Consider the following 17,363-nt stretch of genomic DNA (forward strand, 5'->3'; position numbering starts at 1 on the left):
CGGCGCGTACTGATCCGGCGCGTACTGGTTCAGCCAGCCAGCCGGGCCGGGAAGCCGCCGGTGGCGATCGGGCCCCAGGACTCGATCGTGACGCGGATCAGCGACTTTCCCTGCGCGACCATCGCCGACCGGTACTCGTCCCAGTCCGGGTGCTCTCCGGAGATGCTGCGGAAGTACTCGACCAGCGGTTCCAGCGCCTCGGGCAGGTCGAGCACCTCGGCCACGCCGTCGACCTGGACCCACGGGCCGTCCCAGTCGTCGGAGAGCACGCACGCGGAGACGCGCGGATCGCGGCGGACGTTGGCGACCTTGGCACGCTCGGGATAGGTGGAGATCACCAGCCGGCCCTCGGCGTCCACCCCGCAGGCCACCGGGGAGGACTGCGGTCGCCCGTCGGAGCGGGTGGTCATGAGCACGACGTGGTGGCGGGGGCGGATGAACTCGATCAGGGCGTCCCGGTCGACCCGGGTGTTCTTCGCGATGCTGCGTGCCATGCCTCGGTTCTACCAGGCATGGTCGTCGTTCTCAGCGCGGACGCCCGGCCGCCCGCTGCGCGGTGACCTGCTCGGGCACGCGCGCGCGGGCCGAGGGCCGCCAGGCGCGGCCGTTGGCGTAGATGACCCGGAAACCGAGGTACGCGGCGAGCGGTGCCCAGTGCGCCGAGCGCATCCGCACCTCGGCGGCGTTGTGGCGCTGGCCGTTGGCGAGCACGTCGAGCAGCACCGTCTCGAAGGCGGCCGACTCGACCCAGTCGACCTCGCGGGTGAAGCCGCAGATCAGCGCCGCGCCGGTGACGTCGAGGAACTCGCGCAGCGTGGCGTCGGAGGCGCGCAGCACCGAGCAGCTGCCGAAGTAGAGACGGCGGCCCTCGCAGCGGCCGGCCATCCGCTCGGCCACGTCCGACAGCGCGACCGAGTCCCAGTCGGTGAGGCAGAGCCGGCTCGGCTCGCCGTGCATGGCGAAGAAGCCCACCCGATGGTCCGCGTACTGCTTGAGCAGCCACCTGTCGACGAAGTAGAACAGCTCGTCGCGGGTGGCCGCGTCCTTGTGGATGTAGCGGATGCGGCCGAGTCGTTCGAGCAGGTCGAGCGTGGGCAGGACGGATCCTCGTTCGTTGAGGTCGCGGTGCCACTGCCCCTCGACGCAGAACACGCCGCCACGCGCCAACGCCCACCTCCCCGCCCGTCGAGGTCGCCGCCCGGGTCCGGGAGCAGACGTTACCGCTCACCTCCGACGGGCGACACCCGGCGGCGCGTTCGCAAACAGGCACTATTCACAGCCGATATCCAGGAACCGCCTGATGTGAGAACAATTTCGGCTAATCACCACGAAGAATCCTCTCACCTGTCACGGTGAGAGAGACGGGACGTACCGGTCGATGTGCCCGTCCAACCCCAGTTCCGCTCTGACATCGGGAGGACTCTGTGCGCGTCAACACCCTGAAGCGGGCGGCGGTCGCGTTCGCGCTGGCCCTGCCCGGGGCCGCCGTGGCGACAGTCGTGGCCGCGCCACCGGCGCACGCCGACGGCTGCTACACGTGGAACCGGACGCTGTCCCAGGGAAGCTCCGGCGCCGAGGTCCGGCAGCTCCAGATCCGGGTGGCCGGCTGGGCCGGGTACGGCGGTGTCGTCCGGGTCGACGGCGTGTACGGCCCGGAGACGGCCGCCGCGGTCAAGCGCTTCCAGGCCGCGTACGGTCTGCGCGCCGACGGCGTGGCCGGGCCGCGGACGTTCGCCAAGATCTACGAACTGCAGAAGGACAGCGACTGCACGCCGAAGCACTTCAGCTACGCCGAGCTGGACAACGGCTGCGGCAAGGGCGGGTGGGCCGGTGGCCCGCTCTCCTCGTCGGCCACCCGGGAGAACGCGCTGCGCACCATGTGGAAGCTGGAGGCGCTGCGGCGCAGCCTCGGCGACAAGCCGCTCTACGTGACCAGCGGGTTCCGCAGCATCGCCTGCAACCGGCAGGTCGGCGGCGCCGCGGACAGCCAGCACCTCTACGGCACCGCGGCCGACCTGATCGCCAAGCACCGCAGCCTCTGCGACATCGCCCGATCCGCCCGTGACCAGGGTTTCAGTGGCATCTACGGGCCCGGCTACCCGGACCACGACGACCACACGCACGTGGACTCGCGGCGGGAGAACAACCGGGACAAGGTGGCGAACACCAGGGACTGGTCCGCCCCGGACTGCGGAGTCAAGTGAGGCGGTGACGGCGGCCCGGCACGGGGGTGGGGGCTCCCCGGCCGGGCCGCCGTCGGCATGCTCCGGCACGAGCGACGCCGCTCCGCGACGGGGCGTCGACGCGACCGGAACCGGGCGCCGGGCGTCAGCTCACCCCGGGCCGGTGGCCCGGAGGCAGGCGGTCCGCCCGGAACCGGGCGGCGGGAGTCAGCTCGCCCGGGGCCAGCGGGGCCGGGCGGTGGGAGCCGACCGGGCGGCGACGGGCCGCAGACCGGGCCGGACCGGTGGCGCGGCGACCCGCGGGACCGGACCGCGCGCCGCCTGAGCCGCGGCGGCGGGACGGGCGACCTGCCCCGGCACCGCCCGGGCCTGCTGCCCCGGCACGGGCCGGCCGGCCTGACCGGGTACGCCCGGCCGCGTCACCTGTCCGGCCGGGCGGGCCACCTGCCCCGGGGCCGGACGGGCGCCGGACGGCCCGGTCAGCACGAACGGGAAGGGCACGTGCACGAACGGGTTGCCGTGCCGGATCAGCGCGTCGATCTGACGGTCGTTGAGACCGTGTGTCTCCAGCACCCGCCGGCCCCAGCGGTGCAACCGGCACGGGAACGACGACCCGTCGTTGCGGCACTTCGGCCCCGCGGGCCACTCCTCGGCGGCGTGCACCACCACCGCCCGGACCGCGAGGCGGACGTCCTCGGGGGTCAACGGCGCCGGTACCGGCACCTCGCCCAGGATCTGGTCGATGGGATCCGTCGACTGCTCACCAACTCGCACGGCAGGCCTCCCGCAGCTCGGCAGCGGTACGGCGGAACGGCCGCACCACATCCTCGACCACTGGTACGGCCGGGAAACGGCAGCAGTTCAATCCCGCCACGCGGCGAGCAGTTCGGCCGGCCCGATCGCCGTGACACCGTCGACCGCCTTGTCGGTCGGCAGGAGACGCATGCGTCAGAGGCGACACTCTCATTCTTGGAACTATCACGAATGAGCGCTTCTGCGCGTCAGACCAGGCCGGCGTCCTGGACCAGCAGGGCCACCTGCACGCGGTTGTTGAGGTCGAGCTTCGTCAGCAGCCGCGACACATACGCCTTCACCGTCGCCACGCTCATGAACAGCTCGGCGGAGATCTCCGCGTTGGTGCGGCCCCGGCCGAGCAGCACGGCGACCTCCCGCTCCCGCTCGGAGAGGCCGTCGAGCAGCCGTACCGCCCGCTCCCGTTTCGGGTCCGGGCTCGCCACCGGCGCGGTGCCGGTGACGTGCGCGATGAGCTTGCGGGTCACCGCCGGGGACAGCGTCGCCTCCCCCGCCGCGACCCGGCGTACCGCCGCCACGATCTCGGCCGGCGGGGTGTCTTTGAGCAGGAAGCCGCTCGCCCCGGCGCGCAGCGCCCGCAGCACCTGCTCGTCGGCGTCGAACGTGGTGAGCACCAGCACCTCGGGCGGCTCGGCGGTGGCACGCAGCGCCTCGGTGGCGGCCAGCCCGTCGACCCGGGGCATGCGGATGTCCATCAGCACCACGTCCGGGGCGTGCGCGGCGACGGCGTCGGGCACCTCGGCGCCGTCGGCGGCCTCGCCGACCACCGCCAGGTCGGGCACCCCGCCGAGGATCATCGACAGCGCGCCGCGCACCAGCGGGTCGTCGTCGACGATGAGCACCCGCACCGGCGCGCTCACTGGGTCGCCGCCCAGGGCAGCCAGGCGGTCAGCCGGAACCCGCCGTCGGCGTCCCGTCCGTGTTCGAGGCGGCCACCGGCGAGCGTGACCCGCTCGGCGATCCCGACCAGCCCGGTGCCGGCACCCGGGATAGCGGTGGCGGGCGCACCGACGGGCCACGGATTGACGATCTCCACCGCAAGCCCGTCCCCCGGGCCCCCGGCGAGCCGGACCGTCACCACCGCGCCGGGCGCGTGCTTGCGGGCGTTCGTCAGCCCCTCCTGCACGATCCGGTACGCGCTGCGCCCGATCGCCGCGGGCACCGCCTCCGGCTCGATCACCTCGTCGACCACGGCGACCCGTACCCCGGCGTCGCGGCTCTCGGCGACCAGCGCGGGCACGTCGGCCAGCGTGGGCTGCGGCCGTTCCGGCGTGGCCTCGGAGCCGACCTCGGCCCGCAGCACGCCGATCACCTCGCGCAGGTCCTGGAGCGCGGCGTGCGCGCTGGCCCGGATCACCCCGGCCGCCCGCGCCACCTCCTCCGGTGGCGCGTCCGGCCGGAACTCCAGCGCGCCCGCGTGCAGGCTGAGCAGGGAGATCCGGTGGGCGAGCACGTCGTGCATCTCCCGGGCGATCCGGCCGCGTTCGAGCTGCCGGGCCTGGTCGAGCCGGAGTTGCTGCTCGGCCTCGGCCCGCTCGGCCCGGTCCCGCAGGGACAGCACGAGCTGGCGGCGGGCCCGGACGAACAGCGCCCACGCCACCACCACGCAGATGAACAGCCCGGTCCACACGGCGGAGGCCCAGACCGGCAGCGTCGGGTCGGGCCGGACCGCGAGGTAGACCGGCAGGCTCAACAGTTGCCAGGCCACCAGCCCCAGGCCCACCGGCAGCGGCCGGTGGACCAGGACGGTGAACATGATGATCAGCAACGCGACACCGGAGGTGACCGAGAAGAACATGAGCGGCGCGGTGGCCACCGCCAGCCCGACCGGCCAGCGGCGGCGCAGCCAGAGCGCGCCGCTGACGAGCAGGCCGATGAGCAGGTCGACCTCCTCCAGCCAGGTCGGACCGGCGTTGAGGCCGAACTCCGGAGTGGCGCTGGTGACGTCGCCGTGCGCGATCAGCACCCAGAGCAGCGAGGCCACGAACAGCATGCCGTCCACGAACCAGTCCCGCGGTGTCCGCCGGGCGGCTCGGGCGGGCACCAGGGAGCCCGGCAGGAGCCAGGGATGATCGGGTACGGCGGCGCTGGTCACCCGTCCATGCTAGGAAGCCCTCCGGCCCGGCTACCAGCTACCAAAGTCGACGCCTGCGGTGAACCGAGGTCGACGGCGGCGCAGACCGCCGGCCGCAGCGCGTGACCGGGTGGCCCCGGCAGGCTCGACGGCATGATCGAAGTCGACCAGCTCACCAAGCGGTACGGCCCGCACACCGCCGTCGAGGACGTCACGTTCCGGTGCGAACCGGGTTCGGTGACCGGTTTCCTCGGGCCGAACGGCGCCGGGAAGTCCACCACGATGCGGATGATCTGCGGGATGACGCCGCCCACCTCGGGCGGCGCCACAGTCGGTGGCCGCCCCTACCGGCAGCTACCCAACCCGGGGCGGGAGATCGGCGTGCTGCTCGACGCCTCGGCGCAGCACGCCGGGCGGACCGGCCGGGAGACGCTCACGCTCGCCGCCCGGACCATGGGCGTGGACCGGGGACGGGTGGCGACGGCACTCGACCAGGTCGGCCTGAACGACACCGCGGCCCGGCGCCGCGTCGGCGCGTACTCCCTGGGCATGCGGCAGCGGCTCGGCCTGGCGCTGGCGCTGCTGGGCGACCCCCGGGTCCTGATCCTGGACGAGCCGGCCAACGGCCTCGACCCGGAGGGGATCTTCTGGATGCGCGGCCTGCTGCGCGACTTCGCCGACCGGGGCGGCACGGTGCTGCTCTCCTCGCACCTGCTGCGCGAGGTGGAGGCGGTGGCCGACCGGCTGGTGGTGATCGGCGGCGGCCGGGTGGTCGCCCAGGGCGGCAAGGACGAGCTGCTCGCCGGCGCCGGCACCCTCGTGCGGGCCCGTGACGCGCACGCCCTACGACTGACGCTGGACCGGGCCGCGCTGCCCGCCACCGCCGGCACCGACGGCGGCTTCGTGGTCCGGGCCGAGCCGGGCGAGGTCGGCCAGGCCGCGGCGGACGCCGGACTGGTCCTCACCGAGCTGCGCCCGGCCGGCAGCGGCGGCCTGGAACAACTCTTCCTCACCCTCACCGCCGGCGCGTCGACCAAGGAGGCCGTCCGATGACCACCGCCACCCGTACCCCCGCGCCGCCGCGTCCCGAGGCCGCCGTCGCCGGACCGACGCTGGCCCGGCTGACCGCCGTCGAGCTGCGCAAGCTCGCCGACACCCGGGCCGGACGCTGGCTGCTGATCACGATCGGGCTGATCGCGGCCGCGATCGTGGTGGTGCAGCTGTTCGTCGTCGACGCGCCGGACCAGACGTTCACCGCCTTCTTCACCCCGTCGCTGCTGCCGGTCGGGCTGCTGCTGCCGGTGCTCGGCATCCTCTCCATCACCGGCGAGTGGTCGCAGCGCAGCGCGCTCACCACGTTCGCGCTGGTGCCCCGCCGTGAACGGGTGATCGTCGCCAAACTCGCCGCGGTGGTGCTCGCCGCGCTCGCCTCGGTGCTGGTCAGCTTGGCCGTCGCCGCCGTCGGCACGCTCGCCGCCCGCGCCACCGGCGGGGCGGGCACCTGGACGTTCGACTGGCAACTGCTGCCGCACGCGGCCGTGTTCCAGGTGGCGAGCGTGCTGATGGGCGCCGCCTTCGGCCTGCTGCTGCTGAACACGCCGCTGGCGATCGTCACCTACCTGCTGCTGCCCACCGTGTGGAGCCTGCTCGCCGCGATGATCTCGGCGCTGCGTGAGCCGGCTCGCTGGCTGGACACCTCGTACACGATGGAGCCGCTGCTCGGCGCCGAGATGACCGGCGGGCAGTGGGGCCGGCTCGGCGTATCGCTCGCCGTCTGGGTGCTCCTGCCGCTGGTCGCCGGTCTGGTTCGCACGATGCGCCGGGAGGTGTCCTGACAGTGGCCGCCTGGCAACCCGGCGAGGACGTCGTGGTCGACGGCGGACGCGGCGAGCTGGTGCTGATGTGGGCGGGATTCCCGCTGCTCGGGGCGGGTCTGGGCGCCGGGCTGACCGCGCTGTCCGGCTGGATCGCCGGGCTGGCCTGGTTCCCGTTCCAGGGCCTGTTCGAGCTGCTCGCCCGGTGGCCGGACGAGCGGTCGTACCCGATCGGGGCCGGGGTGGGCCTGCTCGGCGGCCTGTTCCTGGCGGTGGTGGCGGTCCGCGAACGGCTGACCGTCACGGTCGGGCACCGGACGGTACGGCTGCACCGCGACGGGCACGGCCGGGACCTGGCCCGCGCCGACGTGGCGGGGGTGTTCGTCGACGGCAAGGCGCTGGTGCTGCTGGACACCGCCGGTGGCGAGCTGGCCCGGGAGAAGTCCGACCTGGACGCCGAGCGGCTGCGGGAGGCGTTCACCAGACAGGGCTGGCCGTGGACCGGGCAGGACCCGCACCGGGACGCGTACCGGCGGTGGGTGGAAGGGCTGCCCGGCCTGCCGCCCGGCGCGGACGCCCTGCTGCGCGCCCGGCAGCGGGCGCTCGACGGCAGCCACGACGCCGAGACCCGGGAGCTGCACGGGGAGCTGGCCCGGCTCGGCGTCGTGGTCCGCGACGAGGGCAAACGGCAGTACTGGCGGCTGGTGGCCGGCCCGCCGCCGGGCTGACCGCCGCCGTCGCGCTGCGATCTTCGCGCCGAGCATCTACGTTCGTCCATGCGGGTGCGGCTCGCCGGACGGCGGCGGCCCCGCCGGAGTACGTCGGTGCGACGGGAGGGACCGGCATGGCCGTGGGACAGGGCATCTTCCGGCGCAAGCCGGTCGAGCAGATCGCCGACGAGACCGACGCGGGCCTCTCCCGCGAACTGGGGTTGTGGCAGCTCACCGCGATCGGGGTCGGCGGCATCATCGGCGCGGGCATCTTCGCGCTGGCCGGGGCGGTGGCGAACGAGACCGCCGGCCCGGCCGTGCTGGTGTCGTTCCTGATCGCCGGTCTGGCCAGCGCGGCCGCCGCGCTGTCGTACGCGGAGTTCGCCGGCATGATCCCGAAGGCCGGATCGGCCTACACCTACGGGTACGCGGTGCTCGGTGAGGCGGTCGGCTGGTTCATCGGCTGGGACCTGCTGCTGGAGTACACGGCGATCGTCGCCGTGGTCGCCATCGGCATCTCCGGTTACTTCGGCTTCCTCGTCAACGAGCTGGGCGCGGATCTGCCGGCCTGGATGCTCGGCGCGCCCGGCACCGGCGACGGGCACCGGGTCGACCTGTTCGCGGTGGTGCTCTGCCTGCTCATCGCGTTCCTGCTGACCCGGGGCATCAAGGCCGCAGCCCGGTTCGAGACGTTGGTGGTCGGGCTCAAGGTCGCTGTGGTGCTGCTGGTGATCGTGGTCGGTTTCTTCCACGTGAAGACCGCCAACTACTCGCCGTTCTTCCCGTTCGGCGTCGGCGGCGCGATCACCGGCGCGGCCACCGTCTTCTTCGCCGTCTTCGGGTACGACGCGATGAGCACCGCCGCCGAGGAGTCGCGCGACGCCCGCCGGCACATGCCGAAGGCGATCATCTGGTCACTGGTCGTCTCGATGGTGCTGTACGTGCTGGCCACGCTGGTGCTCACCGGCATGCAGAACTACCGGGACATCGACCCGGAGAGCGGCTTCTCCTCCGCGTTCGCCTCGGTCGGGCTCTCCGGGCTGGCCAGCGTGATCGCGGTCGGGGCGATCATCGGCATCCTCACCGTGATGTTCACGTTCATGCTCGGCGTGACCCGGGTGTGGTTCTCGATGAGCCGGGACGGGCTGCTGCCCGGCTGGTTCGCCAAGGTGCACCCGGTACGCCGGGTGCCGACCCGGGTCACCTGGATCGTCGGTGTGGGCTCGGCGCTGATCGCCGGTTTCCTGCCGATCCGGCAGGCCGCCGAGCTGACGAACATCGGCATCCTGCTCGCCTTCGTGGTGGTGTGCGTGGCGGTGATCGTGCTGCGCTACCGCCGCCCGGGCGCGCCGCGCACGTTCCGGCTCCCCGGCATGCCCGTGGTGCCGGCGATCGGCGTGGTGTTCTCGATCTGGCTGATCACGTTCCTCGACCCGGTGACGTGGCTGCGGTTCGGCGTCTGGTTCCTGCTCGGCGCGCTCGTCTACGCGCTGTACGGCTACCGCCGTTCGGCGCTGGCCCGGCGCGACGAGGACACCGCCGACCGGGCCCGCTGACCGCCGCGTCACCTCAGACGTCGAGCAGTCGCAGGCCGATCGGGTCCACGTCGCGTGTGGTGTTGCCGAGCACCACCACACCTCGGCCGGCCGCCCGGTCGAAGCCCAGGAAGGCCCGGAAGCCGCTGGTGCCGCCGTTGTGCCAGACGACCTCCCGGTCGCCGTGCCGGCTGGTGAACCAGCCGTACCCGATCCGGCCGTCGTCCCCGGCGTCGAAGCGGGGCATGGCGGCGTCGGCGCCGGGGGCGGTGCCGGCGAGCATCGCGGCGGTGAGCCGGGCCAGGTCCTCCGCCGTGGACCAGATTCCGACGCCGGCCGGGGCGTAGCCCGCACCCAGCCACGGGTCGGCGGCGCGGCCGGCGGCGGTGGCGCCCTCGGCCCGCCCGGCCGGCAGGTGCCCGGCCTCGGTGGCGGCCAGCGTGGCGGTCATGCCCAGCGGCCCCAGCACGTCCCGGCGCAGCAGTTCCGGGTAGCCGACGCCGGCCCGGGCCGCCAGCGCCTGGCCGAGCAGCGCCGCGCCGAAGTTCGAGTAGGAGACGGTGCCGCGGTCTCCGCCCGGCTCGGTGTTCGCGGCGACGGCGACGATCCGGTCCACGTCGTAGCCGGCGTACGCGTTTCCGGCCGTGGACGCCGCCCACCACATGCGGATCGTCGCACCCGTGGAGTCGAGTGCCAGCCGGGGCAGCCCGGCCCGGTGACTGGCGAGTTCGGCGAGCGTGACGCCGCCGGCCGGACCGGTCACGCCGGGCAGGACGGCGGCCAGCCGGTCGTCGGGGTCGACCGCACCGGCCGCCACCTGCCGGGCCAGGAGCATCCCGGTGAGCGGCTTGGCGATCGAGCCGATCTCGAAGGGAGTGCCCGGTTCGACGGCCGGCCCGCCGCGCGCCCGTTCGCCGAGTCCCGCGACGCGGACCCGGTCGCCCTCGATCACGGCGACCGCGAGGCCGCGCAGCCCTTCGGTGCCGTCGACGGGGGCCCGGACCGTCGCGGCCAGGTCCGCGTCGCCTGTCTGCTGCGGGCCCAGGCGCGGTGGCCGGGGCTTCCGGACGGCGGCCACGGCCGTGGCGGCGAGGCCGGCGGCGACGGCGAGAACGATCGGGGTACGCATGGTGCTGCCTTCCGTCGGGGTGGAAGTCCGGATCAGCGGCGGGCTGCGGTGAGGATGGCCAGCAGCGGCACCACCCGCTCGGGCGGGATGTCGTAGCGCCCGCGGGCACCGCTGCGCAGCCAGCCGGCGGCGGCGAGTTGCCGCAGGTGATGATGGAGCTGACCGGTGGTGCCGATCCCGTCGAGGTCGGCCAGTTCGGCGGTGCCGTGCCGCCCGCCGAGGATCTCCCGCAGCAGCCGCAGCCGCACCGGATGCGCCAGCGCCGTAAGCGTGCCGGCCAGAGCGGGCCAGTCGTCGTCGAGCAGGTCGTCGACTGTGGAGCCGTACTGCCAGTCGTAGTGCCGGTCCCCGGTGCGGACGGTGCCGGTGTAGAGCACCGCCCCGGTGCCGTCGGCGGGAATCCGCTGTTTCAGGCCGCCGAGCGCCCAGAGGGCGTCGGCCGGCGTGACCTCGCCGGTCGCCGCGCCGGCTCCCGCGTCCCGCTCGCCGACGAGCCGGGCCACCTGGGCCTCCAGGGCCGCGAGCCGTTCCTCCACGCTTGCCACGACAGCGACGATACGGAAGTACGTACTTACGTGCAAACAAACAAACGTGCGGAGCTGCCGGCGTCACTACTTCCGCTGGCGCGTTTCCGGCATCAGAACGAACTGTTCGGGCATGTTCTCCGTACACACGTGTGGTTCGTGACGTCTACCTCGGAGGCATGGTGTCCGCACTTCGAACTGATCCATTCGCGGGGGCGATTCTCCAGGTCGGCGTACTCGCGGCCCTGGCCGGCACGGTCGGCCTGAGCGCGTACGGCTGGCTTGCCGGTCTGCTCTTCGGGGTGGTGACGGTCGCGGCGCTCGGATACGGGCTGCGCCGCTCGGGCGCGGACCGGCTCGGCCCGGCCGACTGGGTGACGCTGACCCGGGCGACGCTCGCCGGTGGCGTGGCCGCGCTGACAGTCGACTCGTTCCGCGAGCCGATCGTGGTGCCGGTGCTCGTCGTGCTGAGCGCCGTGGCGCTGTCCCTCGACTGGGTCGACGGGCAGGTGGCCCGCCGTACCGGCACGGTGAGCGCGCTGGGCGCCCGGTTCGACATGGAGGTCGACTCCTTCCTCGTCCTGGTCCTCTGCGGATACGTCGCCGACCAGGTGGGCGCCTGGGTGCTGGTGATCGGCGCGATGCGGTACGTCTTCGTCGCCGCCGGCTGGGTGCTGCCGTGGATGCGCGGCTCACTGCCGCCGCGCTACTGGCGCAAGGTGGTGGCCGCCACGCAGGGCATCGCGCTGGCGGTGGTGGCGGCGGGCGTCCTGCCCCGGCTGCTCGCAGTCGCGGTGCTTCTCGGCGCGCTCGCGATGCTCGTCGAGTCGTTCGGCCGTGACGTCGCCTGGCTGTGGCGGCACCGCGTACGGCCGGCGCCGCGCGCGCTCCCGGCCGCGCCGGTCTCCCCCGCACCGGCGGGTCACCGGCCCGAGTGGACGCCGGGCGCGCGGATCGCCCGGCAGCCCGCCGAGGTCGGCGGTCGGCACCGGTGACCGACCTGTCCCGCGCGGCGGACGACGACGCCGGCACCACGACCGAGGGCGACCGGGTCCCGGACCGCACCACTCCGGACACCGACACACGCGAGGACGGCGGCGCCCCGGACGCCGATGCAGCCGACGCCCGGCAGGCCGGCCGCCGGCGTACCCGGCGGGTGCTCGCCGCTACGGCCACCGCGCTGGCCGCCGCGCTCGTGCTGGTGGCACTCGTCGCGCCGAGCGACGTCAACGAGTTCAGCCCGGGCGCGTTCCTGCGCATCCCGGTGGAGGGGCTGATCGGCGTCGCCCTGCTGCTGGTCCTGCCGCCACGTCCGCGCCGGGTGGTGGCCACGATCCTCGGCGCGCTGCTCGGTCTGGTCCTCGTCCTCAAGGTCACCGACCTCGGGTTCTCGCTGGTCCTGGACCGCCCCTTCGACCTGATCGCCGACTGGACGTTCCTCGGTGCGGGCGCGGAGTTCCTGTCCGAGTCGTACGGCCGGGCCGCCGAGGTGGGTGCGGTGGCGCTGGCAGTGGTCGCCGTTCTCGCCGTACCGCTGCTGGTGACGCTGTCGGCGCGGCGGCTGGCCCGGGTGGTGGCCGGCCACCGGGTGGTCTCCGCGCGCGCGACCACCGCGTTCGCCGCCGCCTGGGTGGTCTGCGCCGTGCTCGGCGCGCAGATCGTGCCGGGCGTCCCGGTCGCCGCCGACACGGTGGCGGCCGGTCTCTACGACCGGGCCCGGCAGGTACGGGCGGGCCTCAACGACCAGGAGACGCTGAACACGCAGCTCGCCGGCGACCCGTTCCAGAACGTGCCGGGCGACGAGTTGCTGACCGCGCTGCGCGGCAAGGACGTGCTGTTCACCTTCGTGGAGAGCTACGGCCGGGTCGCGCTGGAGGACCCGGACCTCGCGCCGGAGGTGGACGCCGTCCTGGACGAGGGCACCCGGCAGTTGCGCGCCGCCGGATACGGCAGCCGCAGCGCCTTCCTCACCTCGTCCACCACCGGCGGCGGGAGCTGGCTCGCGCACGCCACCCTGATGAGCGGCATCCGGGCGGACAACCAGTTGCGCTACACCAACCTGGTACGCAGCGACCACCTGACCCTCAACGGCGCGTTCAAGCGTGCCGGCTGGCGGACCACGCTGGTCATGCCGGCGCTCACCCGGGCCTGGCCGGAGGCCGACTTCTTCTCCCCCGACCAGGTGTACGGCATGAAGGAACTCGGCTACCGGGGGCCGCTGTTCAGCTTCTCCTCACCGCCGGACCAGTACACGCTGTCGACGTTCCAGCGCCGCGAGCGCGGCCCCGGCCACGCGCCGGTGATGGCCGAGATCCCGTTGCTGTCCAGCCACATCCCGTGGACGCCGGTGCCGCCGCTCGTGGACTGGGACGACGTCGGCGACGGCTCGGTCTACCAGGGGACCGCGCGCGCCGACCGCTCGGCGGAGGGCACCCGGGAGGCGTACCGGCAGTCGGTGGTCTACACGCTGCGCACGCTCATCTCCTACGTGCAGCGCTACGGTGACGAGAACCTGGTGCTCGTGTTCCTCGGCGACCACCAGCCGGCCCGGGCGGTCACCGGCGAGGGTGCCGGCAAGGACGTGCCGATCACCGTCGTCGCCAAGGACCCGGCAGTGCTCGACCGCATCGCGGGGTGGGGCTGGCAGGACGGCCTCAACCCCGACCCGCAGGCCCCGGTCTGGCCGATGGAGTCGTTCCGCGACCGGTTCCTGAACGCGTTCGGACCGAAGTCCACCACTCACAGTTAGGGATGTCGTGACGATGCTCGCTCGGGCCTGGGGGATCACCCGTTCCCTGGCCGTCTACCACGGTCAACCGGCCAAGCACCGGCGTGCCCGGCAGCTCTACGGGCAGTTCCTCGCCCCCGGCGACCTCGGGTTCGACATCGGCGCCCACGTCGGCGGCCGGGTGCGTACCTGGCGGCGGCTGGGCGCGCGGGTGGTCGCGGTGGAGCCGCAGCCGGACTGCCTGCGGGTGCTGCGCCTGGGCTTCGGGCGGGACGCCGGCGTGACGATCGAGCCGACGGCTGTCGGCGCCCGGTCCGGGAGCGCACGCCTGGAGCTGTCCAGCGCGACGCCGACGGTGTCCACCATGTCGTCGTCGTGGATCGAGTCGGTCACCGCCGATCCGAGCTTCGCCGGGGTCCGCTGGGACCGGTCGGTCGAGGTGCCGGTGGTGACGCTGGACGACCTGATCGAGCGGCACGGCGTACCGGCGTTCTGCAAGGTCGACGTCGAGGGCTTCGAGGTCGACGTGCTGGCCGGGCTGAGCCGTCCGGTGCGCGGGCTGTCGTTCGAGTACCTGCCGCCCGCGCACGACTCCGCGCTGGCTGCGCTGGATCTGGTGGAACGGCTGGGCGCGAAGGCGGGCGGCTACCGCTACAACTACTCGCCGGTGGAGACCATGCGGTTCGCCGGTGACCGGTGGCTGGACGCGGCCGGGCTGGTACGCCTGCTGGAGACGTACCGCCCGGCCGGTCGCTCCGGCGACGTCTACGCCCGGCTGGCGGCCTCCTGAGCGACGCCGTCAGAATCGGTACCGGGTGTGGTACTCCGGCACCAGCACGCGGCTGCGCGGCGAGACCCGGCGCACCTCGGCGACGAGGGCGTCGAGGCGTTCCCGGTCGCTGTCGGCGACCGTCGGCGGGTTGGTGAGCGGCGTCTCGAAGTTGTCCCAGTGCACCGGCACCACGACCTTCGGGCGGTCCAGCGCGGCCATCAGCCGGGGCACGTAGTCGGCGGTCGCCGTGGTGGCGGCGGAGGCGACCATCGCCACGTCCGGGGCGAGTCCGCTCAGCTTGCGCTCGTCGAAGTCGCTGGCGCCCATGAAGAACACGGACGGGCCGCCGTCGATCCGGATCTGGTACGCCAGCGTGTCGCCCTCGGGCAGGTCGGCGATCGTCTCCGGACGCGGCGGCCGGGTGACCCGTACCCCGGGGAAGGCCATCGACCAGGTGGGATTCCGGCTGTGCAGCGAGCCGACCACCTCCACCGTGTACCCGTCGAAGTCGAGCACCTCGCCGCCCTTGACCGGGGCCAGTTGCCCGGTCGGCAGCCCGTACGCCAGGCCGAGGTGGTACGCGGTGAGCGTGCCGAAGACCCGGGCACCGGTCCGGGCGGCGATGTGCGGCACGTCGTTGAAGTGGTCCCAGTGGGTGTGGGTGACGAAGACGTTCTCCGCCCGGTCGGCGAGCCGGTCCACCACGTCGGCGGCCACTGTCAGCCGGGTGTCGGGGTTGAACGGCTTCCGGAACAGCCCGGTGTCGTACCGGCTCAGGTACGGGTCGACGAGCACCGTCCGGTCCCCCATGTCGATCCGCCAGCCGGAGGTCCCCCACCAGCGGAAGCTCACCGCGCCGCCGCGTCGCGTACCGCCGGCGGCGCGGCTCGGCGCGGCGACGGGGCTCGGCCCGGCGGCGCGGGCCGGGGCGCCGGCGACGAGTCCGGCGGTGGTGACGGCGGCGGCGCCGACCGCGGTGTCGCGTAGCAGTCGACGGCGGGCGTAGCCGGACGGCTGGTTCTCGGGCATGTGTCGTCCTCCCCGTTCGGGATCGGTGATCGGTAGGCCCAGACCACCACCCCGCCGGCGCCGATGTCCAAGATCGACGAGCGTAACGACCGATATCCGGACCGATATCACCGCAGGCCAGGCCGGTGGCCCGGCCCGGATCAACGCAACGAATCGACGGCGGTCCGGGCCGCCTCCCCCATCGCCAGGTCCACGTCGATCCGGCGGGCGGCCAGCCGTTGCGTGCGTACCGCCACCGCTATCGCGTACCTGCGGCCGTCGGGGTACTCCGCGACGCCCGCTTCGAGGTGCAGTCCCGGCAGGGTGCCGGTCTTCCCGGCGACCCGGACCCCGGGTGGGAAACCGGCGGCCAGCCGGGTCCAGAAGAGCTGCCGTGCCATCAGCTCCCGGACCATGGCGCACGCGGGCGCCGGGCCGGCCTCGTCCCGCCACACCAGACGGAGCAGCCGGGTCAGCTCCCGGGCGGTGCTGGAGCTGGTGTGCTCGGGGTCGAAGACCCGCATCGCGCGGACCCGTTCGGGCGACAGGGTGGGGAAGATCCGCGCGAAGTCCGCCTCGGTGCGTGCGCCCACGTCGGAGAGCATCGTCTCGACGAGTTGCCGGGGGCCGCCGACGATCCGGGTGCGCGGCAGGTCCAGCTCCGCGGCCAGCATCGGCAGCACGTCCGCCCCGACCCGCCGCAGGAGCAGGTCGGCCGCCGTGTTGTCACTCACCGACATGGCCAGGTACGCGAGGTCGCGCAGGGAGACCTCCACGTCGTCGGCGCAGCCGGCCACACCCCAGCCGCCGAGCCGGTCGGCGGCACCGACGAGCACCCGTTCGGTCGGGTCGAGCTGGCCGGCGGCCGCCTGCCGGGCGAACTCCAGCACCACCATGATCTTGAAGACGGAGGCGATGACGATCTGCTCGTCGGCGCGCAGCGCCACCTCACCGCCGGCCGGGTCGTCCACGTCCACGACGTGCAGGCAACCCCGCACCCCGGCCCGCCCGAAGATCTCCCCGACCCGTTCCGCCACATCCACGCCGACACGGTAACCAGCGGCGACGCTAGGGTTCGCGGATGGACCTGCTGCGGCACCTGCGGCATTTCGTGGTGGTCGCCCGGGAACTGCACTTCGGCCGGGCCGCCGAGACGCTGGGCATGGCACAGCCGCCGCTGAGCCAGTCGATCCAGCGGTTGGAGCGGGAGCTGGGCGTCACCCTGTTCGACAGGTCACAGCGCCAGGTCGGCCTCACCACCGCCGGCCAGCTGCTGCTCGGCGAGGCCGACGAGCTGCTGGCCGGTGAACGCCGGCTGCGTCACCTCGCCGACCGGGTCCGCCGGGGCGCGCTCGGGGTGCTGCGCGCCGGCGTACCCCCGGAGACCCCGGCCGTGACGTTGCGCGCGCTGCTCGACGCGCTCGCGGCCCGCGCGCCCGGGCTCGCCCTCGACCTGCACGAGCTGACGAGCGCCGAGCAGCACCGGATGCTCGCGGACGGGCGGCTGGACGTCGGCCTGCTGCACCATCCGGTCGACGGGGCCGGGCTGCGCTTCGGTGAGCCGGTGGACGTACCTGTGGGTGTGCTGCTGCCCCGGGCCTCGCCGCTGGCCCGGCCGCGGGAGATCGCGCTCGCCGATCTGGCCGGCATGGACCTGGTCACCGCGCCACCGGCCACCGCACCGGGCTGGCACGAGCACCTGCTGACCGTGTGCCGGCAGCACGGTTTCGCCCCGACCCGGGTCCGCCCCGCGCGCAACCCGGAGTTCCTGTTCGGTCTGCTCCTCGCCGGCGGCGCGGTCGCCGTCGAGCCCGCCGCGCTGGCCCGCCGGGAACCACGTGTCGCCTGGCGACCGATCACCGGCACGCCGCTGGTCCGGCGGATCTCCGCGGCCTGGCCGATCCGTGCGGCGCACCCGGCCGCGCCGATGTTCGGCCACCTCGCCACCGAGACGCTCGCCGCGCCCGACGAACCGGGCGGGCCGGCGCTCCTCGCCCCGGCGGCCCGGCCGTGGCCGGTGCTGTTCGAGGCCGGCCGGGACGAGAAGTTGGCCCGCTGACCTCCCGCAGTTCA

18 protein-coding genes are annotated in these 17,363 nt (G+C 73.9%); 9 read left to right on the forward strand and 9 right to left on the reverse strand.

Features of this window, described 5'->3' with window-relative positions; genetic code table 11:
* Positions 1–29 precede the first annotated feature (29 nt).
* Both OC439_RS20925 and OC439_RS20930 read right to left on the reverse strand, forming a co-directional pair.
* Entirely contained in the window at positions 30–494 is a 465-nt protein-coding gene (locus OC439_RS20925; RefSeq protein ID WP_262014889.1) for a PPOX class F420-dependent oxidoreductase, read from the reverse strand.
* Between the two features lie 31 nt (positions 495–525).
* Entirely contained in the window at positions 526–1,167 is a 642-nt protein-coding gene (locus OC439_RS20930; protein ID WP_262014890.1) for a DUF6642 family protein, read from the reverse strand.
* 257 nt (positions 1,168–1,424) lie between these two features.
* Here OC439_RS20930 and OC439_RS20935 point away from each other — a divergent pair, with 257 nt between their 5' ends.
* Positions 1,425–2,204: a D-Ala-D-Ala carboxypeptidase family metallohydrolase gene (locus OC439_RS20935; RefSeq protein ID WP_262014891.1), complete on the forward strand. Its 780-nt coding sequence runs from the start codon at positions 1,425–1,427 to the stop codon at positions 2,202–2,204.
* A gap of 186 nt (positions 2,205–2,390) precedes the next feature.
* Here OC439_RS20935 and OC439_RS20940 read toward each other — a convergent pair whose 3' ends face one another.
* The 3 genes from OC439_RS20940 to OC439_RS20950 form a co-directional block, all read right to left on the reverse strand.
* Positions 2,391–2,957: a hypothetical protein gene (locus OC439_RS20940; RefSeq protein WP_262014892.1), complete on the reverse strand. Its 567-nt coding sequence runs from the start codon at positions 2,955–2,957 to the stop codon at positions 2,391–2,393.
* A gap of 227 nt (positions 2,958–3,184) precedes the next feature.
* Positions 3,185–3,880 carry a response regulator gene (locus OC439_RS20945; protein ID WP_402810340.1) on the reverse strand — a complete coding sequence of 232 codons (696 nt, stop codon included), beginning with the start codon at positions 3,878–3,880 and terminating at the stop codon, positions 3,185–3,187.
* Entirely contained in the window at positions 3,853–5,091 is a 1,239-nt protein-coding gene (locus OC439_RS20950; RefSeq protein ID WP_262014894.1) for a sensor histidine kinase, read from the reverse strand. Before OC439_RS20950 ends, OC439_RS20945 begins: the two co-directional genes overlap by 28 nt.
* Positions 5,092–5,223: 132 nt before the next feature.
* Here OC439_RS20950 and OC439_RS20955 point away from each other — a divergent pair, with 132 nt between their 5' ends.
* From OC439_RS20955 to OC439_RS20970, 4 genes are all read left to right on the forward strand, one after another.
* A complete protein-coding gene (locus OC439_RS20955; protein ID WP_262014895.1) occupies positions 5,224–6,123 on the forward strand; it encodes an ABC transporter ATP-binding protein in 900 nt (299 codons plus the stop codon).
* The gene (locus tag OC439_RS20960; protein WP_262014896.1) at positions 6,120–6,905 is read left to right on the forward strand and encodes an ABC transporter permease; all 786 of its coding nucleotides are present in this window, start codon (positions 6,120–6,122) and stop codon (positions 6,903–6,905) included. Before OC439_RS20955 ends, OC439_RS20960 begins: the two co-directional genes overlap by 4 nt.
* A gap of 2 nt (positions 6,906–6,907) precedes the next feature.
* Positions 6,908–7,612, forward strand: a complete 705-nt coding sequence (locus tag OC439_RS20965; protein WP_262014897.1) for a hypothetical protein — start codon at positions 6,908–6,910, stop codon at positions 7,610–7,612.
* A 116-nt stretch (positions 7,613–7,728) separates the two neighbouring features.
* Complete coding sequence (locus OC439_RS20970) at positions 7,729–9,150, forward strand: amino acid permease (protein WP_262014898.1); 1,422 nt, start codon at positions 7,729–7,731, stop codon at positions 9,148–9,150.
* Between the two features lie 13 nt (positions 9,151–9,163).
* On the opposite strand, the gene OC439_RS20975 is transcribed toward OC439_RS20970, so the two are convergent.
* Both OC439_RS20975 and OC439_RS20980 read right to left on the reverse strand, forming a co-directional pair.
* On the reverse strand, positions 9,164–10,258 hold the full coding sequence (locus OC439_RS20975; protein ID WP_262014899.1) for a serine hydrolase domain-containing protein: 1,095 nt from the start codon (positions 10,256–10,258) through the stop codon (positions 9,164–9,166).
* Positions 10,259–10,290: 32 nt separating this feature from the next.
* Positions 10,291–10,803: an ArsR/SmtB family transcription factor gene (locus OC439_RS20980; RefSeq protein ID WP_262014900.1), complete on the reverse strand. Its 513-nt coding sequence runs from the start codon at positions 10,801–10,803 to the stop codon at positions 10,291–10,293.
* Between the two features lie 158 nt (positions 10,804–10,961).
* Between OC439_RS20980 and OC439_RS20985 the strand changes: the two genes are divergently transcribed.
* The 3 genes from OC439_RS20985 to OC439_RS20995 are packed head-to-tail and all read left to right on the forward strand — an operon-like array spanning position 10,962 to position 14,300.
* The gene (locus tag OC439_RS20985; protein ID WP_262014901.1) at positions 10,962–11,777 is read left to right on the forward strand and encodes a CDP-alcohol phosphatidyltransferase family protein; all 816 of its coding nucleotides are present in this window, start codon (positions 10,962–10,964) and stop codon (positions 11,775–11,777) included.
* Positions 11,774–13,531, forward strand: a complete 1,758-nt coding sequence (locus OC439_RS20990) for a sulfatase (protein ID WP_262014902.1) — start codon at positions 11,774–11,776, stop codon at positions 13,529–13,531. The genes OC439_RS20985 and OC439_RS20990 overlap by 4 nt, the downstream gene beginning before the upstream one ends.
* Before the next feature lie 13 nt (positions 13,532–13,544).
* The gene (locus OC439_RS20995; RefSeq protein WP_262014984.1) at positions 13,545–14,300 is read left to right on the forward strand and encodes an FkbM family methyltransferase; all 756 of its coding nucleotides are present in this window, start codon (positions 13,545–13,547) and stop codon (positions 14,298–14,300) included.
* 9 nt (positions 14,301–14,309) lie between these two features.
* Here the strand turns inward: OC439_RS20995 and OC439_RS21000 are convergent, their stop codons facing one another.
* Both OC439_RS21000 and OC439_RS21005 read right to left on the reverse strand, forming a co-directional pair.
* Positions 14,310–15,311 carry an MBL fold metallo-hydrolase gene (locus OC439_RS21000; RefSeq protein ID WP_262014903.1) on the reverse strand — a complete coding sequence of 334 codons (1,002 nt, stop codon included), beginning with the start codon at positions 15,309–15,311 and terminating at the stop codon, positions 14,310–14,312.
* A gap of 140 nt (positions 15,312–15,451) precedes the next feature.
* Positions 15,452–16,333 (reverse strand): serine hydrolase, encoded by an 882-nt coding sequence (locus tag OC439_RS21005; RefSeq protein ID WP_262014904.1) that lies wholly within the window; start codon positions 16,331–16,333, stop codon positions 15,452–15,454.
* A gap of 38 nt (positions 16,334–16,371) precedes the next feature.
* Here OC439_RS21005 and OC439_RS21010 point away from each other — a divergent pair, with 38 nt between their 5' ends.
* Positions 16,372–17,349: a LysR substrate-binding domain-containing protein gene (locus tag OC439_RS21010; RefSeq protein WP_262014905.1), complete on the forward strand. Its 978-nt coding sequence runs from the start codon at positions 16,372–16,374 to the stop codon at positions 17,347–17,349.
* The last annotated feature ends 14 nt before the right edge of the window (positions 17,350–17,363 follow it).

Source organism: Micromonospora sp. Mcm103 (genome assembly GCF_024519755.1).
GTDB classification, from domain to species: domain Bacteria; phylum Actinomycetota; class Actinomycetes; order Mycobacteriales; family Micromonosporaceae; genus Micromonospora; species Micromonospora aurantiaca.

Excerpts from the sequence above, each read along its gene's own strand:
- OC439_RS20925 (WP_262014889.1), bottom strand. The coding sequence starts at position 494 with ATGGCACGCAGCATCGCGAAGAACACCCGGGTCGACCGGGACGCCCTG.
- OC439_RS20955 (WP_262014895.1), top strand. The coding sequence starts at position 5,224 with ATGATCGAAGTCGACCAGCTCACCAAGCGGTACGGCCCGCACACCGCC.
- OC439_RS20960 (WP_262014896.1), top strand. The coding sequence starts at position 6,120 with ATGACCACCGCCACCCGTACCCCCGCGCCGCCGCGTCCCGAGGCCGCC.
- OC439_RS20970 (WP_262014898.1), top strand. The coding sequence starts at position 7,729 with ATGGCCGTGGGACAGGGCATCTTCCGGCGCAAGCCGGTCGAGCAGATC.
- OC439_RS20975 (WP_262014899.1), bottom strand. The coding sequence starts at position 10,258 with ATGCGTACCCCGATCGTTCTCGCCGTCGCCGCCGGCCTCGCCGCCACG.
- OC439_RS20985 (WP_262014901.1), top strand. The coding sequence starts at position 10,962 with ATGGTGTCCGCACTTCGAACTGATCCATTCGCGGGGGCGATTCTCCAG.
- OC439_RS20995 (WP_262014984.1), top strand. The coding sequence starts at position 13,545 with ATGCTCGCTCGGGCCTGGGGGATCACCCGTTCCCTGGCCGTCTACCAC.
- OC439_RS21000 (WP_262014903.1), bottom strand. The coding sequence starts at position 15,311 with ATGCCCGAGAACCAGCCGTCCGGCTACGCCCGCCGTCGACTGCTACGC.
- OC439_RS21010 (WP_262014905.1), top strand. The coding sequence starts at position 16,372 with ATGGACCTGCTGCGGCACCTGCGGCATTTCGTGGTGGTCGCCCGGGAA.